Annotated in this window: 13 protein-coding genes; 7 read left to right on the forward strand and 6 right to left on the reverse strand. The window is 66.5% G+C overall.

Annotation, left to right across the window (positions count from 1 at the left end):
• Positions 1–7: 7 nt before the first annotated feature.
• Positions 8–496 (reverse strand): DUF1877 family protein, encoded by a 489-nt coding sequence (locus tag ACFWDI_RS14500; RefSeq protein ID WP_385303881.1) that lies wholly within the window; start codon positions 494–496, stop codon positions 8–10.
• A 287-nt stretch (positions 497–783) separates the two neighbouring features.
• A complete protein-coding gene (locus tag ACFWDI_RS14505; protein ID WP_385304090.1) occupies positions 784–8,418 on the reverse strand; it encodes a DNRLRE domain-containing protein in 7,635 nt (2,544 codons plus the stop codon).
• A gap of 1,309 nt (positions 8,419–9,727) precedes the next feature.
• Between ACFWDI_RS14505 and ACFWDI_RS14510 the strand changes: the two genes are divergently transcribed.
• A complete protein-coding gene (locus ACFWDI_RS14510) occupies positions 9,728–10,285 on the forward strand; it encodes a hypothetical protein (RefSeq protein ID WP_385303882.1) in 558 nt (185 codons plus the stop codon).
• A gap of 340 nt (positions 10,286–10,625) precedes the next feature.
• On the opposite strand, the gene ACFWDI_RS14515 is transcribed toward ACFWDI_RS14510, so the two are convergent.
• The 4 genes from ACFWDI_RS14515 to ACFWDI_RS14530 form a co-directional block, all read right to left on the reverse strand.
• The gene (locus ACFWDI_RS14515; protein WP_327325636.1) at positions 10,626–11,210 is read right to left on the reverse strand and encodes a hypothetical protein; all 585 of its coding nucleotides are present in this window, start codon (positions 11,208–11,210) and stop codon (positions 10,626–10,628) included.
• Between the two features lie 59 nt (positions 11,211–11,269).
• A complete protein-coding gene (locus tag ACFWDI_RS14520; RefSeq protein ID WP_385303885.1) occupies positions 11,270–11,776 on the reverse strand; it encodes a hypothetical protein in 507 nt (168 codons plus the stop codon).
• A 185-nt stretch (positions 11,777–11,961) separates the two neighbouring features.
• The gene (locus ACFWDI_RS14525; RefSeq protein ID WP_385303887.1) at positions 11,962–12,648 is read right to left on the reverse strand and encodes a DUF4328 domain-containing protein; all 687 of its coding nucleotides are present in this window, start codon (positions 12,646–12,648) and stop codon (positions 11,962–11,964) included.
• 239 nt (positions 12,649–12,887) lie between these two features.
• Positions 12,888–14,510 carry a glycoside hydrolase family 20 protein gene (locus tag ACFWDI_RS14530; protein WP_385303889.1) on the reverse strand — a complete coding sequence of 541 codons (1,623 nt, stop codon included), beginning with the start codon at positions 14,508–14,510 and terminating at the stop codon, positions 12,888–12,890.
• Between the two features lie 126 nt (positions 14,511–14,636).
• Between ACFWDI_RS14530 and ACFWDI_RS14535 the strand changes: the two genes are divergently transcribed.
• From ACFWDI_RS14535 to ACFWDI_RS14560, 6 genes are all read left to right on the forward strand, one after another.
• On the forward strand, positions 14,637–15,281 hold the full coding sequence (locus tag ACFWDI_RS14535) for a 2-oxo-4-hydroxy-4-carboxy-5-ureidoimidazoline decarboxylase (RefSeq protein ID WP_385304091.1): 645 nt from the start codon (positions 14,637–14,639) through the stop codon (positions 15,279–15,281).
• Between the two features lie 167 nt (positions 15,282–15,448).
• Complete coding sequence (gene sdhC / locus ACFWDI_RS14540) at positions 15,449–15,829, forward strand: succinate dehydrogenase, cytochrome b556 subunit (protein ID WP_327325633.1); 381 nt, start codon at positions 15,449–15,451, stop codon at positions 15,827–15,829.
• 8 nt (positions 15,830–15,837) lie between these two features.
• Positions 15,838–16,314 (forward strand): succinate dehydrogenase hydrophobic membrane anchor subunit, encoded by a 477-nt coding sequence (locus tag ACFWDI_RS14545; RefSeq protein WP_327325632.1) that lies wholly within the window; start codon positions 15,838–15,840, stop codon positions 16,312–16,314.
• 20 nt (positions 16,315–16,334) lie between these two features.
• The gene (gene sdhA / locus ACFWDI_RS14550; RefSeq protein WP_385303892.1) at positions 16,335–18,089 is read left to right on the forward strand and encodes a succinate dehydrogenase flavoprotein subunit; all 1,755 of its coding nucleotides are present in this window, start codon (positions 16,335–16,337) and stop codon (positions 18,087–18,089) included.
• Positions 18,089–18,847, forward strand: a complete 759-nt coding sequence (locus tag ACFWDI_RS14555; protein ID WP_385303895.1) for a succinate dehydrogenase iron-sulfur subunit — start codon at positions 18,089–18,091, stop codon at positions 18,845–18,847. Before sdhA ends, ACFWDI_RS14555 begins: the two co-directional genes overlap by 1 nt.
• A 194-nt stretch (positions 18,848–19,041) precedes the next feature.
• Complete coding sequence (locus tag ACFWDI_RS14560; RefSeq protein WP_385303898.1) at positions 19,042–19,584, forward strand: hypothetical protein; 543 nt, start codon at positions 19,042–19,044, stop codon at positions 19,582–19,584.
• Position 19,585 lies beyond the last annotated feature (1 nt).

Here is a 19,585-nt window from a genome sequence, read left to right on the forward strand (position 1 = left end):
TTCGCCATCAGGAATAGACAACCTTCACCACGGCGTCGCCATCCGATGCGGCCTTCGCATAAAAAGAGGAAAGACCTCGGAGTACACCCGCCAGATGGCGCGCGAATTTGTCACCGATCTCGCCACCATGCGCTGCCTCCATCGCTGCCAGGTTGTCACTTACCTGACGATGGGGGTCGACTCCACCCAGATGACGCGCGACGTCATGCACTTCATCCGGTGCCAGAGCGACGAGGACTTCCGTAGCCGTGCGCCCGAGCATGCCACCCCCGAGAACCGGCTGATATCCCACGTCGCGCGTGTCGTTCGAACCTCCCGTAAGCGCTGCATGCACCACTTCCCATTCGTCCGACAGGTCGAAGAGGGTGGCCGCTGCCAGGGCTGCCGCGAATTCTGTCTCGTCGGATCTCAGCGGCACGGCTGCCAAGAGACTTTCAACGCTAACGCCGTCCAATTCCTCAGGACGGACTCGTCGAAGTCTGATGATCAGGCTCACAACATCTCTCCTGCCTATTTCTCGATCTTGTACAGCCGGGTTGCGGCCACCCTTGCACTCCCGCACTTGTTTCGTTGCCCTTAAGCATATCGCTCAAGGGCACGGCGAATGCGCGACGTAGACACAGAGGGCATCTTTGCGGCATTCGTGGGCAATTCGCCATGTCCCGATAACTCGCTTCCAGCAGAGGCAGCTGACGCGCAGTCAACCAGCCTAAAAGATTGCCCGGGTGCAGGCACCCGGGCAATCTTGGGGAATCACTTACGGCTTGAGGGACTCATCGCCCGCTACGAAAAGGCTGCCGCTCCGCCTGTGATCAGTCCCCCGGCTATCGGGAACAGAATTGGGTCATCCGCGACCCCGATGCCGGTCACATCGTCCAGTCCGGCGACGGCGCCGAGTACGACTCCAGTGCCGATCAGCAACGTGCCGGTGACCCAGTTCGGTTTCGATGCCGGCTCCGGAGCCGGTTCCGCGACCGGCTCCGGGTCCGGTGTCGGCATCTTGCGCTGGGTGTATGTGATGACACCCTTGCCGGGGAACCGGCTGGAGGACTTCACGTCAAGCAGAGTCCCCGGCTTGTGAATGGCGGGCGCCGTGAGCGTGTAAGGGAGATCGAATCCCACCCTCACCACTCGGTTGTCGCCCTTCTTCTTGAGCTGCGCCTGAAGGTCCTTGACGTAGTCGGCGACCTCCTTGACACCGTCTCTCTCGGCGTCGCCTCCAGCGTTCTTGATGTCCCAGACGTAGACGCTGTCCTGCGTCCAGAGCATGAGGTCGGCCCTGCCCTCGCCGCCGGTGGCCTTCTCGATCTTGTTCAGCGGGTTGAGGCCACCCTTCTGAATCTGAATGTGCTTGGTGGCTCTGCCGCCGAACACCGAGTGGTTGAACCACAGCCACGCGGCCGCCATCTCGATGGCCGAGTCATGCGCCAGGGTGAACTCCTCGCGCAGGTAGTTGCCCAGATTGAACGGCGTGTCGTCGTTGTCCGGACGATGGCCGTCGAGTTCGACCATGCTGGTCGGGTTACCGCCGGTGAATGCATAGCGGTTGCTGGTGTACGGGTCGGCGCCGAGCCGCATGTCCGCCAGAGCGCCGTTGTACATGTCCCGGGTGGTGAAGCGGTTCAGGCCCGGGTTGTAGTCGCGGAAGCCCATGTCGTACGTGCCGGACTGGGCGTCCCAGCGCTTGGCGTTGAAGCGGTAGGGGTTGTAGGCCTCCTTGTCGGGGGCTGCGGCGTCGGGCTTGTCGATGCCGGTGAATTCCGCCTTGTCGTCGGCGCCGTAAGCGGTGTAGCCATAAGTCGCCTTGGTGTCACCGCTGTTGTCGGTGACGGTCTCGACGTCGGTGTGGCTGTTGTAGCTGTAGTAGCCGTCTTCCTTGGTCCCGTCGCTGTTGTGCTTGACCTGCGAGAGACGCTCGCCCCATGGGCTGTACTGGTACGACTTGGTCAGCTTGTCGGCCACCTTCTCGTCCAGGACCTCGTCCGTGAGACCCAGATACTCGAAGTCGGTGGTCGTGCCGCCCGTCGTCTTGGACGCGGTGCGGTCCAATGGGTCGAAGGTGTAGGTCGTCGACTTCAGCGCACCGGTGTCGTCCGCCTTCTGGGACTCCACCACGTGGTCGAAGCCGTCGTACACGCTCCGCTCAATGGTCCGGCCTGCGCTGGTGACCGACTCCTGGCGGCCGTAGGGGTCGTAGTTGTAGTTGGCGGTGGCGCCCGACACAGTTGCGGTCAGCAGCCTGTTGCGATCGTAGTTGAACGCGGTCGTGGTTCCCTTGACCGTCTGGCTGACGACGTTGGCGTTGTCGTCGTGGACATACGTCTCCGTTCCGGCGCCTGTTCCGGTCTTGACCGACTTCGCCAGTCGGTTGAGCGGGTCGTAGGTGTAGTCCGTCGTGGAGTCGAGATACGCCGCGTGGTTGTCGGCGTTCATCTTCTTCCCGACGTCCTGCGCCTTGTTGCCGTTGGGGTCGTAGGCGTAGGTGTGCGAGGCGACCAAGGTCCCGTTCGGCTTCTTCTCCGAGGAGGACTTCAGCGCACTGTCGAGGAAGTAGCTGTAGTCGACGGTGTTGCCGTTTGCCTTGGTCTCGTTCAGCTTCTGGCCGCGGTCCGTGTACGTGTACGACGTGACCTTCGGGGATGCATCCGTGGCGGAGGTGCCTACCGAAACGGTCTTGACCAGTTCCCTCAGGTCGTATGTGTACGCGGCGAACTGATCGGGGTGGCTGACCGTCTTCGGCTGGCCATTGATGTCGTACGTGTACGACGTGGACTTCTTCTCCTGACCGGCCAGCGCCTCCGTCACCTTCGCGACCTGGTTCAGGCCGGTGTAGGCAATCGCGTACGCGTCGATCTTCGCACCCGACGAGGTGTCGTCGATCGACGTCAGGTTGGCATTGACGTCGTAGGCGTAGGTAAACGAATGCTTCTCGGTGTCGACCGGATCGCCGGTCGTGTCCCGGACCAGCTTCACGCCGTCCGCGACCACCACACCGCCACTGTTCTGCTCCAGCTTCAGCGTGGTGTCGTCGCCCTGCTTGAGGTTGTAGGAGCCCAGCTGCACCCAGGTGCCGGTCCCCGCGTTCTGGTCCTTTGTGACGGCCGGTTCGGTGGTCGAACCGTGCGCAAGCGTGTACTTGGCCGCGGTGGCCGCACCCGTCACGTTCGGGTATTTCACGTACGCGGTGTACGTGCCGTCCTTCGGGACGTTGAGCGTCCAGGTGAAGGCATCAGTGCCCGCGCCAGCCGCGTGGGTACGGTGGTTGTAGCCCTGCTGCCCGGTGACGTCTCCTGTCGCCCACGTACCCGTGGAGGAGGTGTTCTGGCTGTCGGAGTTGTCGACCAGGACCACCGACTTCCCGGCCGGGACTCCGTCGTCCGACTTACTCTTGAGCTTGCCGTCCGGGTAGTACGACCACGACATGGCGCGCTCCGAGGAGCCCCCTGCGGAGGTCAGCGTGCGATTGGTCTGCTTGCCGAGCTCGTTGTAGTCGTAGCTGGTGGCGATGTCCCACGGGTCCGACGACTTCTTGGTCCAGCCGTTGTCGAAGTACTCGAAGGTCGTGTCGTTGCGGACCGTCTCGCCCTCCGACGGCGGCAGCGAGCTCTTGGCGACCCGGCCCACCGCGTCGTAGTCCGTGCGGGTATAGACGTCCGCCTTGTTGTAGCGGCCATCCGTCGGGTCGTACGGCTGATACTGCTTGACCGGGCGGTTCAGCGCGTCGTACTCGGTGCGCTGGGCGAAGTCGTCCGCCATCGCCGTCGCCGTGCCGCGCGGCGTGATCACCTTGGTGCTGTTGCCGACCTGGTCGTACTCGTACTTGGTGGTCCTGTACGTGACCGTGGAGGTGCCGTCGTGCGGGACCTTGACCTCAGTCTTCTTGCCCCGCTCGTCATAGGTGATGAGCGTGGTGTTCTGCTCGGCGTCAGTCGTGGAGACAACGAGCGAGTCCTTGTCGTAGGCACGCCGCTTCGTCTTGCCCGCCGCATCTGTGTCCGCCGTCGGCCGGTGGTTCAGGTCGTACTCGGTCTTGGCCGAGTAATCATCCGGATCCGCCGTCACATACTTCTTCGGGTCCACCACCTTGATGACGTTGCCGACGTTGTCGTACGAGTAGGAGATCTTGTCACCGGTGGCGTTGACGACAGACGTCAGCTGATAGATCTCGTCATACACGTTGGTCGTGACGAAGTCGGTCGTGTCTGTCGACGTCAGGGTGCCCTTGGGCTCCGTGGTCGAGACGAGGTTGCCGACGTTGTCGTACGTGTACGTCGTTCTCCGCTCGTCTGACGTGGTCGTGTCCTTGGGTGCCGTGGCCGAGGTGACCTGGTCGGCCTTGTCGTACACGGCCGTGGAGAACGCACCGTTCGGCGCGGTCGACGTGATCACGTTGTCGTTGGCGTCGTACTGCGGCGCGGGCGTGCTGATGAGCACACCCGCGGCCTGGTCCTTCGGCACCGTCTTGACCAGCGGACGCCCGAAGACGTCGTAGGTCTGCGTGGTCTTCTTGCTCAGCGCGTCGGTGGCCTCGGTGACCTGACCGCGCGAGTCATAGACGAACGTCGAGGACTTGTTCAGTGCGTCCTTGATGGTCGCCGGGTAACCGGTCGGCCCGAAACCACTGTTGGTGGTCGGGTTGCCGTTGGCGTCAGTGGACTTGGTCATCTGACCGAAGGCGTCGTATTCGTACGTGGTCGTGTAGTCGTCGACCGTTGCGGTGGAGACGCCCTTGGGGTCGGTGACCTTCTTGAGGTTGCCGAAGGAGTCATAGCCGAACTGCCACTTGCGACCCTCCGGGGACGTCTTGGTGAACAGGTCGGCGGAGTAGCCGTCCAGACGCGTCTGGTACTCGAACTTCTGGGCGTTGGCCGGGTACGTTCCGGGCGCGCAGTCACTCGACGGCGGCACACCCGCCTTGTTGTTCTCGGCGTCGCGCTGCCAGAGCGGGTAGCCGGTCTTCTGGTCGTAGCAGTATGCGGTCTTGGCGCCGTTCGCCTCTTCGAGGTATGTGACGTTGTTGTCCGCGTCCCAGGCCAGTTTGGTCGTCTGTGCCTTGGCGTTGGTGGTCTGCACCGGCCGGCCGAAGTCGTCCGTCACATGGTCCGTCGCATGGCTCTCGCCGTCAGTGACCTTGGTGTCGGTGAACTTCGTGTTGGTGGCGTTCACCGCGTAGGCGAAACCCGTGTTCCCGTTGAGGCGGTCGGTGATCGTCTTGGTCCACCAGTGGTACTTCGGGTCGTCACCGGCCTGCGGCGCGTAGTACGCCATATTCGTCGCGTTGCCGCGCGGGTCGGTGGCCTTGACCAGCTTGACGTTCTTGTTCCCCTGCGTTGCGTCGTAGGTGAACTTGAAGTCCTTGGGCTGGCTTGAGCCGGCACCGTCGGTGAACTGGCCGAGCAGGCCCTTGTCGGTGTAGTAGAACGAGACCTTGCGACCGGAGATGTCCGTCATGGACTTCACGTGGTCGTAGATCTTGGAGTTGGTCAGGTTGGTGCCGCTGACCTTCGCGCCCGAGTCGTTGATGTACTCGTAGGACGCGTCACCCTTCTTGTAGTAGTCGACGGTGAGCGACTGACGGCCGGCCGGGTCCGTGATGTAGGTCAGGAACTTGGTCGGCTTGTTGTTGGACTTGCGCTCCTCGTACGTGAACGTCTGCGTGTTGCCGTTCTTGTCGACCGCAGATGTCATGTAGCCGTCGCAGCCGAACAGGAAGCGAGTCCCGTCCGGCCGGGTCAGCGTCCAGGCGTCCGGGACCGGATCCTTGGAGGGCTTGCAGTCCAGGCCCGACTTCATCGTGACCTTGTAGTGGACACCCGCCGGGGCCTTCCACGAGCCGTCGGGCTGCTTGCTGAAGATGTGCGTGGTGCCGTCGCCGTCCGGGAGACGGATCTCCGTCGGGTTCGGGTTGGGGTGGAAGTCCAGCGGCGCACCGAGCCGGATCGGCCCGGCGGCCTGGAACGACCAGCCGTGGCCGGCCACCGTGTCCGATGTGTCCAGCGAGTTGTACGCGAACCGCGCGAACGTGTTCAGACCTCTGCCCGGGTTGGTGAACGCGTTGTAGGACCACACGCTGTTACCGGACGCGAGGTTGTTCATGACTGTGGATCCGGCGCCGGTGTTCTTGCCGGTGTACGAGTAGAACTTCTCCAGCCCCAGCGAGTTGGAGGTCGGGTCTTCCACCGCCACGTTCTGCTTCAGCGACGGGATGGCGCCCGTCCCGGCCGACAGCCAGCTGCCGTCCGAGATCTTGCGGACGTCCCAGCCCAGCACGTACTCGGTGCGCTTGGAGCCGTTGTCCGAGTTGATGGGCGTCTTGACCTGCGCCTGGATCGTGGCCGACTTGCCCGGCAGCAGGGCCGGGATCGCCGTCGACAGCTGGTTGCCGCCGTTGGTCATGTCCGTGCCGTCGGGCAGCTTCCAGGTGTACGACAGCTGCCGCTCACCGGCCGCCCACGCCGAAGCGGTCGTGTTCGTGACCGTGAAGTCCACCGTGTACGTGGAGTTCGGCGTCATCCGCGCCGGCGTCTGCGGCGCGTAGTACGTGTCCTCAGTCGTCGAGTCCACGTAGATGACCTGCATGTACGGCCGCAGCTGCGGGTCGGAGGCCTCCGACGACAGGAACAGCGTGCGCTCCTGCGGACCGGTGGTGGTCTCGTCCTTCAGCTTGACGGCCACGCCCTTGTTGCCCGTGGGCGTCTTGACCCAGGACTGCATCAGGCCGGTGGCGTCCCACCAGTGCCGTCCGACCTCGTCCGTGATCTGCGGGACCGTGTCCGAAACGGTGGCGGACATGTCGCCGCCCGGCGTGGTCCACGCGGTCGTCGCCGTCGCGTTGTTCCATGTCGCCGTCGTGTCGGTGAAGTCACGGGTCAGCGGGTGGAGTTCGTAGATCGCACCGTTGGTGGTGCTGGTGGTCTCCGCTCCCCACATGTACAGCTTGTTCTCCAGCACCGTGGCGGTGGTGGGGATGCCTGTGGTGGGGAACTTCAGCACGGCACGCGTCTTGCCGTACGTGGTGGAGTTGTTGCCCACGCTCAGCCAGCTCTGGCCCACGCCGAAGGACTGGATCGCGTTCTGGTTGGTGGTCGGCTGCTGCGAGGACAGCGTCGTGTCCGTCTGACCGGACTGGATGATCTTCATCGTCCGGCCGGCCTTCGGGATGCCCACCACCCGGGTCGGCGAGCCGAGGAGCTCGCCGCCCTTGGTCTTCACCGCCAGCTGGTAGTAGTACGACTTGCCGATCTCCGACGAGCTGGAGTCCGGGGTCGGCACCGCGGTGGTGTCCGTCCAGGCGGTCGTCGTCGACGAGATCGGCGCGATCAGCGTCGCCGCGGACGGTGTGAAGACCTGCTGCGTGGAGCGGTGCAGTTGGTACTCGGCGATCGCGTCGTTCGCCGCGCCGCCGGTGTTGACGTACGCCGGCCAGGACAGCTCCGGGCCCGTACCGTGCACCACAGTGGGCGAGTTCAGCGCGGTGCCGACCTTGCCGTAGGTGACGGTCAGTCGCGGAATGGTGGAGGTCTCGCCGCCGTAGGTGTTGGCGTCGCCCGCCTCGTAGCGCGGACCGCCGAGCGGACCGCCAGTCGTCGCGTCGCCCGACTCATCGGTGGCCTTCAGCACGAACCCGTAGTTCGTGGCGGTACCGGACACCCACTTCTGGACGGTGTCGGTGACCGGGAAGTCGTGCCACCGGTTGTACTCGCCGATGGGCTTCACGATCTGGGCCGGGTTCACCAGCCGGACCGAGTCCGCCAGGGTGCGCGTGGTCGAACTGCCGGTGTCACCCAGCACGATCTTGCCCGCGTTGCCCTTGGCGAAGGTGTACTCAGCGGTGTCCAGGGTCTTCCAGACCCCGCCGGTCCCGGTCTGGTTGACCGTGTAGTTCTTCGCGCCGCCGCTGTAGTTCACGGTATACGGGGCGGCCGTGGCCGCGTCCGACGCCGCCGGGTAGTGCACATCCACCCGGTAGGAGTCGGTCTCCGGGACCTGCGGCTGCCAGGTGTACGTCTCGCCCGTGAGCGCGTTCTTGTTGTAGGCGAAGTCGTCGTTGGTCGCGGCCCCACCGGTGGTGGTGCCTCCCGGCCACTCGCCGACCGCCGCCGTACCGGTGTCCCCGTCGTCCTGCTGGACGGTGGTGCCGGACAGCTCGCCCACCAGCGCACTGGTGTTGGACCAGTTCGCGCCCGACTCGGTCCACGAACCCGTCGCCCGGTGCGCCTCGATGGTCACGGCTTTGCCGTTGGTGGTGTGCGACTGGTCGTAGTACATCCCCAACCGCGCGGCGTCGACCTTCACGCCCGCCGGGATCTCGCTCAGCGGGAACTGAATCAGCGAGCGGGCGATGCCCGTGTCCGTCTTGCCGGCCGCGAGCTTCCACGAGGTGTTGAAGTTCACCGACGGCTGGTCGGACAGGACCATCGTGTCCTGCGAGTCCGTCGGCGACGGCGCGATGGTGATCGTCGGGTCGATCACCACCGGGTACTGACGCTCCTTCGCCGCCAGCCACTTGGTGTCCGGCGTGACCGTCAGCTTCCAGTTCTTGCCGTCGCGGCTGAGCTTCTGGCTGACCTTGGTGGAGTACGTACCACCGGTCGGCGACAGCGCGTCCTTCTTGGCGTCCGTCATGTACGGCGCCGGAATCACCATCACCGGAGTGTTCGGGAGCTCACCGAACAGCGCGACCGAACCGTCCTTGCGGGCCTTCGGCGTCAGGCCGTCGGTGTTCAGCGTGAAGGTGTACGACACCGGGCCGGCCGGAGCCGCGTCCAGGACAACGTTCTCCTTGACCTGTCCCCGGCCCACCTTGTACTGCAGATCCGCGCCGGAAACAGCGTCCTTGTACGTGACGGTCTCGCCCTTGGCCTGCGGCTTCAGCGACTTACCGGCACCCTTCAGGCCCATCGTGACCGAGCGGCCGTCCGGCGCCCTGAAATGCAGCAGCTTCTCGGCGTCGGAGCCGAACCAGCTCTGGCCCGTGTTCGCCGTGTTGGCGAAGTCGAACCCCTTCGCCGTCGTCGGCCTCAGCGCCGTGTCGATCGGCTTCCAGGACTTCCCGGACTTGTAGGAGACCGGCACGGCCGCCAGCTCCGCCTCGACCCGGCCGTCCGACAGCTGCCAGAACCGCGCCTGCGGTGTACGGCGGTTCGTCAGCTCCTTGACCCGCTTGGGCTTCGGAAGCTTCTTGCCCTTCGGCAGCTTCTCGCGGCTGGGTATCTCCAGTTTTCCGCCGACGGGCGGCTTGGCCGACTCCTTGTCGTCGTCGTCCGAGAACCAGCCCTTGACGGTGTCGACAATCCCCTTGTCGTCGTCGTTGTGCGCCGCCGACGGTGGCGCCGCATACGCGACCTGCGGCAGCAGCGTTCCCGCCACCGCCGAAACAACCAGACAGGAGATGTATCTCCCGTACGGAACTTTCACCTCGAATGCCTTTCCGCATCGGCGGCCAATTCGCCGCATGCGAAATGGGCACGCCGAATGAGCCGACCCGGAGGTATCCGGCCGGCGTGACTCATTGCTCCACGACCGCGAACTGGCAGTTCACGGCTGTGGCGGCGTGATTTCTAATCATCTGAGTGATGCCCCGTCAACCCCTGGGACATTGGGGACAGTTGACCCCCGCTAAGGGCGTCGATTCGCCCGTTTCTTCCGCTCGCTCGCGCCAGGAGGATCGCGTCGTGTATAAACGCCCGGTTCCGCACAGAGTCAATTCGCTGAAAGCCGGTCCCTTATGCCGTCCACGGAATCCGTTGAGTCCGTTGAATCCGTTGAATCCGCGAGATCCACCGAAGCCACCGAAGCCACCGAAGCCACCGAAGCCACCGAAGCCTCGGACCTGATCGACGTCGCGGAGCCGGAGACCGCAGAGAGGGGGCGCCCGGACCGGCGTGGTCTGGTCATCGCGGCAGTCGTGCTGCTCGCCTGCGGCGGACTCATCGGCTACGGCGTCCTCAACACTCCCGAGAAGCCGAAGGCCCGTGTCGTCCCGACCGCCGAGGTGACCTATGAGGTGACCGGAAGCGGCACAGCCGAGCTTTCGTACCTCGCACGCAGCGAGTCCGGCGAGGCAACCGTGGAGAAGGGCGTCACGCTGCCCTGGAAGAAGACCGTCCAGGTACCGCTCGGCAAGGCACCGACCATCGCCCTGGTCCTCGACGGGAAGGGCGGCCAGGCCGGCTGCACGCTCGCCATCCGCGGCAAGCACGTGCAACGTGCCACCGCGTCCGGCAACTTCGGGCGAGCGACCTGCACCGGCGAGCTGCCGGCCGACGGGCGTGGGAAGAAGTGATGCCCGCTCGTCTCATCCAGGCGGCGCCCCGGCCGCCGAGGGTGAACCCGCTCAGCCTGGTCGCACCCGAACAGTGCATGTAGTCCGCGCAGCCGGTGGAGCCCATGCGCACCGAGCCCGTACGCCCGTCACGCGCCGCGGGACCCCGCCGGGCACGTTCGCACCCCGAGCCGGACGCCCACGGACTCACAGCCCGGCGGAACACGATCACTCCGGCGGACGCTCACCGGCTGCGGGGCGTTCCGGGCGGGCACCGACCGGCCACCGGCCTCGGCGAGCGCCGGGCCCGGGTCAGCTCCCGGGGACCCCAGCGGTCCGCGGCGGCCTCGAGCCGCGCGCGTCAGCGCCTGACGCGCGCACGGCGCGAGACGACCGCGCGCAGCACCCGCTGTCCCTCGGTCGACACATCCAGCGCCTGGCGCAGCCCGACGCCCCCCTCCGCGTCCGCCAGGATCTCCAGGATCTGGACCTGACGGCGCAGTTCACCGGCGACCAGCGGACCCGCGCCGTCCGGCTCGCCCTCACGGCAGCGCTTCAACACGTCGACCACCTCGGCCGCCTCCGGCACCTCGGTACCGGGACCCGCATCGAAGCGGTGGTGGAGTTCGAGGGCCGCGACGGAGCAGTCGTCCGCCCACTCCCGCAGCGGATCCACCTCCCACTCGGAGGGCGCGGCGCCGAGCATCTGCCGCACGAGAGCGGCGGCTTCGTCGTCGACTGCCGCGCTCTCCATGGTCTCCCTGGCCTCCGCGAGGCGCAGGGACCAGTCCTCCTCGCCTTCCACCAGCCCGGCCCAGAGCGGACGCAGCGCATCGGCCTCGGACGCGAGCAGTGGCAGACAGCGGTCCAGGCAGGCGAGCCCGCTCGCGGCCAGGCCTCGCTCATCCGCCTGTGCCATCAGTTCCCTCAGGCTCTTCGACGCCATGGACGCCTCCCGTCGCGGACGCAGTACTTCCTCTTACTGCGCCCCGTGGCTCAAATGCGTCACTCCGACAGACCGGGAATTCCCAGTCCATCGAGGAATCGGAAGAAGAGTTCCTCGGCGAAAGGCTCGGGCCGCTTGGCGCAAAGTACCCCCTTCAGGGCCTCCGCCGCCATGGTCGTGCCGGCTTCCTCCGCCCACTCCGCCGCCCGCCGCACCGCGTCCTCGGCGGTCAGGAAGAGGTCGTCGAGCACCATGCCGCTCGTGCCCAGATACCCGGCCATCGCTTCACGGGCCAGGCACGCGTACCAGGATCCGCTGTCCGGTGCCGCCGCCTCCACGACCACGCAGTCACTGTCCATGACGAAGCCGAAAAGCACCGGCGCACCCATCGACCGGGCGAGCGCGCCCATATCGCCGATATCGGGCTCGCTCGGGTGCTGCCAGATCTGCCAGCCGTCCGCTCGCTGCTGGTACAGCGTCAGGTTTCCCCGTACGCCGGCGAGCGCACCCTGCTCCGTGAGCGGCTGCCCGCTCCTGCCCACGACGTAGTAGCCCGAGAACCCCATACCCCGCTCCCCCCATGCCGGAGGCACCAGCCTGACCCGGAGGAACCGTCATACGTCACTCGCACACACATGCGCCACAACTCTGTTACATTCTGCCCACTTGGAACTCGGCCTGCACAGCGCCCAGTTGGGACCGCCGCGGCCGTGAAATCCCGCGGTGTGAGCCCGCGCGCCCCCGGGCGGGCTCACACCGCGACCTCCTGAGGGCCCCGCACGGCCTTGACGCTCTGCATGCGCGTCAGCCTGCGGACGACGAGGATCGCCAGCAGCGCGGCCACGATGTCGACGAGGTCGGTGACGATGAACGCGTTCGCGGCCGTCCTGAGCGCCTCCGCCGTCTCGGCATGGTCGTACTGACGGCTCGCGACACGGTCGATCAGCAGCGAGATGACCCACGCCGTCCACCAGGCGTTGAGGACGGCGTGGGACTCCCCCTTCGACCTTCCGTACGGGTCCTGGCGGCTCGCCACCCAGATGTCACCGGCGACCCCGCGCGGGATCCACAGATTGCCGATCGGGATGAACCAGCCGCCGATCGCCCAGCCGGGGCCGCGGCTCTGCAGATCCGGCGCGAACACGCCGGCGTTGATCCGTACCCGGTGGAACCAGATGATGAAGAGCACGGCCGCCGCCAAGAGCCCGATGGACTGAAGCCCACCCGCCATGGCGATCAGCACGTCCGCCCGTTCCAGGTCCTCGTCCGCGAAGACTTCGAACCTGTCTCCCGGCAGCGGACCCACCACTCCCCGGAGATTGACCGAGGCGAGAACGGAGAAGAGGTCGGCCACGATGACGAACGAGAGCAGCGTCACGACGGCGTACGACAGTCCGACCGGCGAGCGCAGTGCGGATGTGGGCCTGGCGTAGCCCATCGAGGGGCGGGCAGGCGGCGGAGTGCTGTTGGCCGCGGCTACCGAGCAGCCATCGCAGAGGCCCTCCCCGGTCGTGGCCGTATTCGTTTGGCAGTTCGAGCAGAGCATGGCTGAGCGGACCCCCACGGGTGAGATGACACCCCTCCCCAGAGGCGTCACAGAATCGCGGCCGCACAAGGTGCGGCCGCCAGCGGAAGATATGTCTCCCCGGCGGCCACCGTCCAGCGTGAATCCGCGGCTCAGCCCAGCTTCCGGGCCAATTCGTCGAAGGCCGGCCAACTGCGCACCGGGGGACGTGGGTCCCACAGCTTCTGGGCCGTCGCCCGCAACGGCATGGCGATGCCGCGTGCGACCTGGTCCTGGGTCTGCGCCTGGGAGAGATCGGACCAGACCGCGAAGCGGCCGCCCAGGATCTGGTCCGAGTACGTCCGGGGCACCGACTGGGTACCGCGGATCACGAAGGGCGTCCACTGCTCATAGATCCGGCGGCCCGTCGGATAGCGGAAGGTCTGCGGCTGGCCGAGCACGTAGTACATGTACTCGTCATTGACATTGACCACCCGTCGGCCCTCGCGCAGATACTCCTCCGGCGGCCGCGCCCCGATCTCCTTGCCCGTCCAGTACTCGACCTCGAGATCCTTGTCGGCGGTGACCACACCACCCCGGAAGAAGCCGTCGTTCCAGGCCTTGAGCTTGCGACCCAGCGGGCGCAGCACCGCCGCACGGTCGTTCACCCACGCGGTCGCCAGGTCCTGGACCCGCGCGTTCGGCCCGTATTTCTGGCGGGCGACGGCCGCGAGCTGCGGGAAGGACACCTCCGGGTTCCTCCTGGTCAGCGCCTGGTACTCGTCCCCGCCGAGATGCCAGTACGCGCCGGGGAACAGCTCCGCGTACTCCTTCAGCAGTTCGTCCACGATCTTCGCCGACGCGGGCTGTCCGATGTCGATCGCACCGGGCACGGACCTGCCCGCCGCGTCCCGCAGCTGGAGCTGCGGATGCGCGTCCAGCACCGCGCCGAGGTGGCCGGGGGAGTCGATCTCCGGGATGACCGTGATGTGCAGCCGGGCGGCGAGCTCCACGATCCGCCGCACCTCGGCCTTGGTCAGATGCTCGCTCGAGACGATCTCGGGATGCGAGTCCGACGCGATACGGAAGCCCTGGTCGTCGGAGAAGTGCAGGCCCAGCTGGTTGAGCTTGAGGTCGGCCATCTCGTGCAGCCGGTCCTCGATCCAGCCCGCCGTGTAGTGCTTGCGCGCGATGTCGACCATCAGCCCGCGCTGCGGCCGGTCCGGTTGATCCCGTACGACACCTTCCGGCATCGCACCCCCGGACCGCACCGCCTGCTTCAGCGTCCGCGTCCCGTAGAAGACCCCGGCCTGGTCTGGGCCGGAGATGGTGACCCGCCCGCCACGGGTGAGGACGGTGTACGACTCGGGCTTGCCCTTCGGTGGGGTCGCGAGCGCCAGCTCGACGTCGCCGGCGCGGGCGGGAACCGCGCCCCGGTAGCCGAGCTTCAGCTCCTTCGCGATCAGCTGACCCTCGTCGGCGAGTGCCCCGCTGCCCTTGGCGATGACGACCCCGCCGCCGGCCTGGGGCCGCCAGCCAGGACCGCGGGCCGGCTCAAAGGCGCGTACGGACGGGATGGTGTCGGGCGCCTTCGAGAGGGGGTACGTCCTGGAGGGCGACGGCGTGGGCGCCGCGGCCACGGGTGTCTTCCCTGCGCCGCGCACATCGCTGCCCGTCCCGCCGGGTGCACCGCTCGAGCAGCCGGTCAGCGTCATCGAGAAGGCCGCGGCTGCGGCAACGATCGCGCCGGTGAACCCTGCGCGCCCAGAGTGCCGTCTCACTCGGATTCCTCCCATATCTGGTGTAACTATGGCGAAGCACCCCCCATCAAGGTCTATCACGCGATGCGGAACTCTCTCGTCCGGGTGAATATCGCGCATCCGTCGGACAGCTCCTGCCCGGCCTGGATAGCGTTATGAACCATCCATCACTTGTCTCCCAGCCGTCCCGCTGTCCCGTTCGAGGAGCCCACGCTGTCCAGCGAATCCCACGCCGGCCTCCCGAAGCGACCGCCGCCACTCCACCACAGTCACCGAGCCCTCGATCCATCCGCCATACCCTCCCCGCGTCACGGCGCGCCGGGCCTCGCGCATTTCAACGCCGCCCCCGCCGACCTGGCCGAAGCCGTGCTGCTCGCCTGCTGCGGCAGCCGCCGCTGGGCCCAGCGCGTGGTCGCCCACCGCCCCTATCCCGACCTCGACGCGCTGCTCGCCGCCTCCGACGAGGCCGGCTACGACCTCTCACCCGTAGACCTCTCCGAGGCCCTCTCCGAAGAGTCCTCCGCCGGTCTGCACCCCGGCGCGCCGCAGGCCGCGCAGACCGCGCTCTCCGCCGCCCACGCCGCGTACGAGAGCCGCTTCGGCCACGCCTTCGTGATCAGCCTGCACGGCTACCACCCCGACGAATACCTCGATCAGGTACTGGCCGGCATCCGCACCCGCCTCGCGCACGAGCCGGACGAGGAGCGGGCCGTCTCCGCCGAGGAGCTGCGCGGCCTCGCCCGCTCCCGACTGGCACATGTAGTGGCCAACCATCCGGAATCAGACGTCGCAGGGGCTTCCCGATAGCCCGTCCGAGGCTGTTTGATTGCCTGTTTGATCACACCTGCGGACCCCGGGCGAACGAACCGACAACTCGTCGCTACGATGGCCGGGGCCGGTGGACCGTACCCGGCCGGGCCAGACCGACCCCCCAAGCCGGCAGGCCCCAATCCCCGCTCCCGGAGGGTTCTGCCGTGCCGGCTGGAACGCTGTACCGCGGCCGGGAAGGAATGTGGTCCTGGGTGGCTCATCGAGTCACCGGCGTCCTCATCTTCTTCTTCCTGTTCGTACACGTGCTGGATACCGCTCTCGTCCGCGTCTCTCCCGAGGCGTATGACAGTGTCGTTGCCACGTACAAGACGCCGATCGTCGCGCTGCTCGAATACGGCCTGGTGGCCGCCATTCTCTTCCATGCGCTCAACGGCCTGCGTGTCATCGCTGTGGACTTCTGGTCCAAGGGCCCGCGCTACCAGAAGCAGATGTTCTGGACCGTCATGGCCATCTGGTTCGTGCTGATGGTGGGTGCCCTGTACCCGGTGCTCGGCCACGCCGTACGTGAACTGCTCGGGAGCTGACGCCAGACATGTCTGCTGACACTTCTTCCGTGATCGGTCCCGTCGAGGGCGAGAGCCTTTACGACGTGGACAATCCGGCTCCGTACATCGAGGCGCCTCGCCGGCGTACCAAGAAGACCCCGAAGTCGACCCGCGGCAACTTCGAGATGGCCGCATGGCTCTTCATGCGCCTGTCCGGTGTCGTCCTGGTCGTCCTGGTCATCGGCCACCTGCTGATCCAGCTGGTGCTCGACGGCGGCGTCTCCAAGATCGGCTTCGCCTTCGTGGCCGGCCGTTGGGCGTCCCCGTTCTGGCAGACCTGGGACCTGCTGATGCTGTGGCTCGCCATGCTGCACGGCGCCAATGGCCTCCGTACCGTCATCAACGACTACGCGGAGCGCGCCAACACGCGCCTGTGGCTCAAGGGCCTGCTGTACACCGCCACGGTGTTCACCATCCTTCTGGGCACGCTGGTGATCTTCACCTTCGACCCGAACATCCGCTAAAGCCGGGGCTGACGAGACCAATGAAGATCCATAAGTACGACACCGTCATCGTCGGCGCGGGCGGCGCCGGCATGCGCGCGGCCATCGAGTCGACCAAGCGCAGCCGTACCGCCGTACTGACGAAGCTGTACCCGACCCGCTCCCACACGGGCGCCGCGCAGGGTGGCATGGCCGCCGCGCTCGCCAACGTGGAGGAGGACAACTGGGAGTGGCACACCTTCGACACGGTCAAGGGCGGTGACTACCTGGTCGACCAGGACGCCGCCGAGATCCTGGCGAAGGAGGCCATCGACGCCGTCCTCGACCTGGAGAAGATGGGCCTGCCGTTCAACCGGACGCCGGACGGCACCATCGACCAGCGCCGCTTCGGCGGGCACTCGCGCAACCACGGCGAGGCGCCGGTCCGCCGGTCCTGCTACGCCGCGGACCGCACCGGTCACATGATCCTCCAGACGCTGTACCAGAACTGCGTCAAGGAGGGCGTGGAGTTCTTCAACGAGTTCTACGTCCTGGACCAGCTGATCACCGAGGTCGACGGCGTCAAGAGGTCGGCGGGTGTGGTCGCGTACGAGCTGGCCACCGGCGAGATCCACATCTTCCAGGCGAAGGCCGTCATCTACGCCTCGGGCGGCACCGGCAAGTTCTTCAAGGTGACCTCCAACGCGCACACCCTGACCGGTGACGGCCAGGCCGCCTGCTACCGGCGCGGACTGCCGCTGGAGGACATGGAGTTCTTCCAGTTCCACCCGACGGGCATCTGGCGCATGGGCATCCTGCTGACGGAGGGCGCCCGTGGTGAGGGCGGCATCCTCCGCAACAAGGACGGCGAGCGCTTCATGGAGAAGTACGCGCCCGTCATGAAGGACCTCGCCTCGCGTGACGTCGTCTCGCGCTCCATCTACACGGAGATCCGCGAGGGCCGCGGGTGCGGTCCCGAGGGCGACCACGTCTACCTGGACCTGACCCACCTGCCGCCGGAGCAGCTGGACGCCAAGCTCCCGGACATCACCGAGTTCGCGCGTACGTACCTCGGCATCGAGCCCTACACGGACCCGATCCCGATCCAGCCGACCGCGCACTACGCCATGGGCGGCATCCCGACCAATGTCGAGGGTGAGGTCCTGCGGGACAACACCACCGTCGTTCCCGGTCTGTACGCCGCCGGTGAGGTCGCCTGCGTCTCGGTGCACGGCGCCAACCGCCTGGGCACCAACTCGCTGCTGGACATCAACGTCTTCGGCAAGCGGGCCGGCATCGCCGCGGCCGAGTACTCCGCGAAGAACGACTATGTCGAGCTTCCCGAGGACCCGGCGGCGTTCGTCCAGGACCAGGTCGAGCGGCTGCGCAGCGCCACGGGCAACGAGCGGGTCGCGGAGATCCGCCGCGAGCTCCAGGAGTGCATGGACGCCAATGTGATGGTGTTCCGTACCGAGCAGACGATCAAGACCGCCGTCGAGAAGATCGGCGAGCTGCGCGAGCGCTACCTGAACGTCTCGGTCCAGGACAAGGGCAAGCGGTTCAATACCGACCTGCTGGAGGCCATCGAGCTGGGGAACCTGCTCGACCTGGCCGAGGTCATGGCCGTCTCCGCACTCGCCCGCAAGGAGTCCCGCGGCGGTCACTACCGCGAGGACTACCCCAACCGCGACGACGTCAACTTCATGCGCCACACCATGGCGTACCGCGAGGTGGGCGACGACGGCATCGAGTCGATCCGGCTCGACTACAAGCCGGTCGTCCAGACCCGCTACCAGCCGATGGAGCGTAAGTACTGATGGCTACTCCCGTACTGGACAAGGTGGAGGCGGAGAGCGCCGCCTCGCCCTACATCACGGTCACCTTCCGGATCCGCCGCTTCAACCCCGAGGTCTCCGACGAGGCCCAGTGGCAGGACTTCCAGATCGAGATCGACCCCAAGGAGCGTGTGCTCGACGCCCTCCACAAGATCAAGTGGGACGTCGACGGTTCGCTCACCTTCCGGCGCTCCTGCGCGCACGGCATCTGCGGTTCCGACGCGATGCGGATCAACGGCAAGAACAGGCTCGCCTGCAAGACGCTGATCAAGGACATCAACCCGGAGAAGCCGATCACGGTCGAGGCCATAAAGGGCCTCACGGTCCTCAAGGACCTGGTCGTGGACATGGAGCCGTTCTTCCAGGCGTACCGCGACGTGATGCCCTTCCTCATCACCAAGGGCAACGAGCCGACGCGTGAGCGTCTGCAGACCGCCGAGGACCGCGAGCGCTTCGACGACACCACCAAGTGCATCCTGTGCGCCGCGTGCACCTCCTCGTGCCCGGTGTTCTGGAACGACGGCCAGTACTTCGGCCCGGCGGCGATCGTGAACGCGCACCGCTTCATCTTCGACTCGCGCGACGAGGCCGGCGAGCAGCGGCTGGAGATCCTCAACGACAAGGACGGTGTGTGGCGTTGCCGCACGACGTTCAACTGCACGGACGCCTGCCCGCGCGGTATCGAGGTCACCAAGGCGATCCAGGAAGTGAAGCGGGCGCTGATCACGCGTCGCTTCTGAGCCTCTGAGCCTCTGCGCTTGGTCGGCATCTGGACTTCCGGGCAACGGTAGTTGCCGATGCGGTACGAAGGGTCCCGCCTCCCGTTCCTGGGAGGCGGGACCCTTCGCCGTACGGCTTCACTTCACCGACGAGGGCGATACCTGGCAGGATCGGTTCTGTCTGACATGCGCAGCAGGAAAGCGGGGACGAGAGTATGAGCGAGCCGAATCCGTACGCGGACGGAGAGCCCGAGTACAAGTGGGGGCCGACGCAGCCGCCGGGAACGCCGGCGTACGGCTACCCGAATCCGGCGCCGGGGTACGGATATCCGGGCCAGGGCACCCCCGACTACAGCCAGACGCAGCCTGCTCTGCCCGTCCCTGCGGGCGGTCCGCCCGCTCCGATGGGTGGCGCGCCGCTGGTGTCGATCGGTGACATCACCGTCATGGGCGACTCGATCGTGACGCCCGCCGGCACCCTCCCGCTGAGGGGCTCGGTCTGGAACGCGACGGACATGTCGCGCACCGAGGAGAAGATCCCGGCGCACGCCATCGTGCTGGCGGTCGTGTTCTTCATCTTCTGTCTGCTGGGTCTGCTCTTCCTGTTGATGAAGGAGAAGACGACCACGGGCTTCATCCAGGTCACGGTGACGAGCGGCGGCCGGCACCACTCGACGATGATCCCGGCCCGGGGTCCCGAGAGCTTCCAAATGGTGATGGGCCAGATCAACTACGCGCGCTCGCTGAGCAGTATGTGAC

It is taken from the genome of Streptomyces sp. NPDC060064 (assembly GCF_042736455.1).
In the GTDB taxonomy this organism is placed as follows: domain Bacteria; phylum Actinomycetota; class Actinomycetes; order Streptomycetales; family Streptomycetaceae; genus Streptomyces.